Consider the following 4,964-nt stretch of genomic DNA (forward strand, 5'->3'; position numbering starts at 1 on the left):
GCTAAGCGACTACCTTATCTCACAGGGGGCAACCCCCAACTACTTCCGGCGTTCTAGGGCTTAACTGCTGTGTTCGGCATGGGTACAGGTGTATCTCCTAGGCTATCGTCACTTAACTCTGAATGATTAAACATTCAAAATTGAACATCTATATTCTAACAAGTTAACCTTTCGTTGTCAATATCTTCTGACTCTTTGGATAAGTCCTCGAGCTATTAGTATTAGTCCGCTCCATTGCTCACACAACTTCCACTCCTAACCTATCTACCTGATCTTCTCTCAGGGCTCTTACTGATATAAAATCATGGGAAATCTCATCTTGAGGTGGGTTTCACACTTAGATGCTTTCAGCGTTTATCCCTTCCCTACATAGCTACCCAGCGATGCCTCTGGCGAGACAACTGGTACACCAGCGGTAAGTCCACTCTGGTCCTCTCGTACTAGGAGCAGATCCTCTCAAATTTCCTACGCCCGCGACGGATAGGGACCGAACTGTCTCACGACGTTCTGAACCCAGCTCGCGTGCCGCTTTAATGGGCGAACAGCCCAACCCTTGGGACCGACTACAGCCCCAGGATGCGACGAGCCGACATCGAGGTGCCAAACCTCCCCGTCGATGTGAACTCTTGGGGGAGATAAGCCTGTTATCCCCAGGGTAGCTTTTATCCGTTGAGCGATGGCCCTTCCATACGGAACCACCGGATCACTAAGCCCGACTTTCGTCCCTGCTCGAGTTGTAGCTCTCGCAGTCAAGCTCCCTTATACCTTTACACTCTGCGAATGATTTCCAACCATTCTGAGGGAACCTTTGGGCGCCTCCGTTACCTTTTAGGAGGCGACCGCCCCAGTCAAACTGCCCGTCAGACACTGTCTCCGTAGATGATGAACCTACCGGGTTAGAGTGGCCATAACACAAGGGTAGTATCCCAACAACGCCTCCATCGAAACTGGCGTCCCGATCTCTATGGCTCCTACCTATCCTGTACATGTGGCACAGACACTCAATATCAAACTGCAGTAAAGCTCCATGGGGTCTTTCCGTCCTGTCGCGGGTAACCTGCATCTTCACAGGTACTAAAATTTCACCGAGTCTCTCGTTGAGACAGTGCCCAAATCATTACGCCTTTCGTGCGGGTCGGAACTTACCCGACAAGGAATTTCGCTACCTTAGGACCGTTATAGTTACGGCCGCCGTTTACTGGGGCTTCAATTCATACCTTCGCTTACGCTAAGCACTCCTCTTAACCTTCCAGCACCGGGCAGGCGTCACCCCCTATACATCATCTTACGATTTAGCAGAGAGCTGTGTTTTTGATAAACAGTTGCTTGGGCCTATTCACTGCGGCTGACTGAAAGCCAGCACCCCTTCTCCCGAAGTTACGGGGTCATTTTGCCGAGTTCCTTAACGAGAGTTCTCTCGCTCACCTGAGGCTACTCGCCTCGACTACCTGTGTCGGTTTGCGGTACGGGTAGAGTATGATTAACGCTAGAAGCTTTTCTTGGCAGTGTGACGTCACTAACTTCGCTACTAAACTTCGCTCCCCATCACAGCTCAATGTTATAGAATTAAGCATTTAACTCAATTCACACCTCACTGCTTAGACGTGCACTTCCAGTCGCACGCTTTAGTTAGCCTACTGCGTCCCTCCTTCACTACATACTCTAGTACAGGAATATCAACCTGTTGTCCATCGGATACACCTTTCGGTCTCTCCTTAGGTCCCGACTAACCCAGGGCGGACGAGCCTTCCCCTGGAAACCTTAGTCTTACGGTGGACAGGATTCTCACCTGTCTTTCGCTACTCATACCGGCATTCTCACTTCTATGCGTTCCAGCGCTCCTCACGGTACACCTTCTCCACACATAGAACGCTCTCCTACCATACCTATAAAGGTATCCACAGCTTCGGTAAATTGTTTTAGCCCCGGTACATTTTCGGCGCAGGGTCACTCGACTAGTGAGCTATTACGCACTCTTTGAATGAATAGCTGCTTCTAAGCTAACATCCTAGTTGTCTGTGCAACCCCACATCCTTTTCCACTTAACAATTATTTTGGGACCTTAGCTGGTGGTCTGGGCTGTTTCCCTTTCGACTACGGATCTTAGCACTCGCAGTCTGACTGCCGACCATAATTCATTGGCATTCGGAGTTTATCTGAGATTGGTAATCCGGGATGGACCCCTCACCCAAACAGTGCTCTACCTCCAAGAATCTCAATGTCGACGCTAGCCCTAAAGCTATTTCGGAGAGAACCAGCTATCTCCAAGTTCGTTTGGAATTTCTCCGCTACCCACAAGTCATCCAAGCACTTTTCAACGTGCCCTGGTTCGGTCCTCCAGTGAGTTTTACCTCACCTTCAACCTGCTCATGGGTAGGTCACATGGTTTCGGGTCTACGACATAATACTATTCCGCCCTATTCAGACTCGGTTTCCCTACGGCTCCGTCTCTTCAACTTAACCTCGCATCATATCGTAACTCGCCGGTTCATTCTACAAAAGGCACGCTCTCACCCATTAACGGGCTCGAACTTGTTGTAGGCACACGGTTTCAGGTTCTATTTCACTCCCCTCCCGGGGTGCTTTTCACCTTTCCCTCACGGTACTGGTTCACTATCGGTCACTAGAGAGTATTTAGGGTTGGGAGATGGTCCTCCCAGATTCCGACGGGATTTCTCGTGTCCCGCCGTACTCAGGATACTGCTAGGTATAAAGACTATTTCGATTACGAGGCTCTTACTCTCTTTGGCTGACCTTCCCATGTCATTCTTCTATAATCTTTAAGTCCACATTGCAGTCCTACAACCCCGAAGAGTAAACTCTTCGGTTTGCCCTCCTGCCGTTTCGCTCGCCGCTACTCAGGCAATCGCTTTTGCTTTCTCTTCCTACAGCTACTTAGATGTTTCAGTTCACTGCGTCTTCCTCTACCTATCCTTAACAGATAGGAGTACTAGCCATTAGCTAGTGGGTTCCCCCATTCGGACATCTCTGGATCGTCGCTTACTTACAGCTCCCCAAAGCATTTCGTCGTTTGTCACGTCCTTCTTCGGCTTCTAGTGCCAAGGCATCCACCGTGCGCCCTTATTAACTTAACCTTATTTTTGGTCTTACGACCTAAACTCTTTAAATATTTACAGCGTTTCGGTTTATTTTCTTGTTACTATTTGATATAGATATTCAATTTTCAATGTTCAAACTTAACACTACTAAAGTGTTAATGGAGCCTAGCGGGATCGAACCGCTGACCTCCTGCGTGCAAAGCAGGCGCTCTCCCAGCTGAGCTAAGGCCCCACAAGACCTCTCAAAACTAAACAAGACCAACGTACAGGTTTCCATTTCCTTAGAAAGGAGGTGATCCAGCCGCACCTTCCGATACGGCTACCTTGTTACGACTTCACCCCAATCATCTATCCCACCTTAGGCGGCTGGCTCCTAAAAGGTTACCTCACCGACTTCGGGTGTTACAAACTCTCGTGGTGTGACGGGCGGTGTGTACAAGGCCCGGGAACGTATTCACCGCGGCGTGCTGATCCGCGATTACTAGCGATTCCGACTTCATGTAGGCGAGTTGCAGCCTACAATCCGAACTGAGACTGGCTTTAAGAGATTAGCTTGTCGTCACCGACTTGCGACTCGTTGTACCAGCCATTGTAGCACGTGTGTAGCCCAGGTCATAAGGGGCATGATGATTTGACGTCATCCCCACCTTCCTCCGGTTTATTACCGGCAGTCTCGCTAGAGTGCCCAACTGAATGATGGCAACTAACAATAGGGGTTGCGCTCGTTGCGGGACTTAACCCAACATCTCACGACACGAGCTGACGACAACCATGCACCACCTGTCACCTCTGTCCCGAAGGAAAGCTCTATCTCTAGAGCGGTCAGAGGGATGTCAAGACCTGGTAAGGTTCTTCGCGTTGCTTCGAATTAAACCACATGCTCCACCGCTTGTGCGGGCCCCCGTCAATTCCTTTGAGTTTCAACCTTGCGGTCGTACTCCCCAGGCGGAGTGCTTAATGCGTTAGCTGCGGCACTGAGTCCCGGAAAGGACCCAACACCTAGCACTCATCGTTTACGGCGTGGACTACCAGGGTATCTAATCCTGTTTGCTCCCCACGCTTTCGAGCCTCAGCGTCAGTTACAGACCAGAGAGCCGCTTTCGCCACCGGTGTTCCTCCATATATCTACGCATTTCACCGCTACACATGGAATTCCACTCTCCCCTTCTGCACTCAAGTTAAACAGTTTCCAAAGCGTACTATGGTTAAGCCACAGCCTTTAACTTCAGACTTATCTAACCGCCTGCGCTCGCTTTACGCCCAATAAATCCGGATAACGCTCGGGACCTACGTATTACCGCGGCTGCTGGCACGTAGTTAGCCGTCCCTTTCTGGTAAGTTACCGTCACAGTGTGAACTTTCCACTCTCACACTCGTTCTTCTCTTACAACAGAGCTTTACGATCCGAAAACCTTCTTCACTCACGCGGCGTTGCTCGGTCAGACTTCCGTCCATTGCCGAAGATTCCCTACTGCTGCCTCCCGTAGGAGTCTGGGCCGTGTCTCAGTCCCAGTGTGGCCGATCACCCTCTCAGGTCGGCTATGTATCGTCGCCTTGGTGAGCCGTTACCTCACCAACTAGCTAATACAACGCAGGTCCATCTCTTAGTGATGCAATTGCACCTTTCAAATCAATATCATGCGATATCGACTTTTATGCGGTATTAGCTATCGTTTCCAATAGTTATCCCCCGCTAAGAGGCAGGTTACCTACGCGTTACTCACCCGTTCGCAACTCATCCGCTCGGTGCAAGCACCAAGCTTCAGCGTTCTACTTGCATGTATTAGGCACGCCGCCAGCGTTCATCCTGAGCCAGGATCAAACTCTCATTAAAATAATTGTTTGTCTTAAACTCATTCTGTCACTGACAGATTTATTGTTTTTTTATTGTTCAGTTACTATAAC

The 4,964-nt window shown here is 49.8% G+C and carries 1 tRNA gene and 3 rRNA genes; all 4 read right to left on the minus strand.

The annotated features are described in order from the left end of the window. Positions 1 to 116, minus strand: a 5S ribosomal RNA gene (gene rrf, locus I2E70_RS10330). Positions 117 to 195: 79 nt separating this feature from the next. Further along, positions 196 to 3,095, minus strand: a 23S ribosomal RNA gene (locus tag I2E70_RS10335). Between the two features lie 123 nt (positions 3,096 to 3,218). Continuing rightward, positions 3,219 to 3,291 (minus strand) — tRNA-Ala (locus I2E70_RS10340). 53 nt (positions 3,292 to 3,344) lie between these two features. Continuing rightward, a 16S ribosomal RNA gene (locus I2E70_RS10345) occupies positions 3,345 to 4,893 on the minus strand. Together the 16S, 23S and 5S rRNA genes with 1 tRNA gene alongside form the textbook arrangement of a ribosomal RNA operon. Positions 4,894 to 4,964 lie beyond the last annotated feature (71 nt).

Origin of the sequence: Streptococcus parasanguinis, assembly GCF_015556095.1 — a bacterium.
Lineage (GTDB): Bacteria > Bacillota > Bacilli > Lactobacillales > Streptococcaceae > Streptococcus > Streptococcus parasanguinis_Q.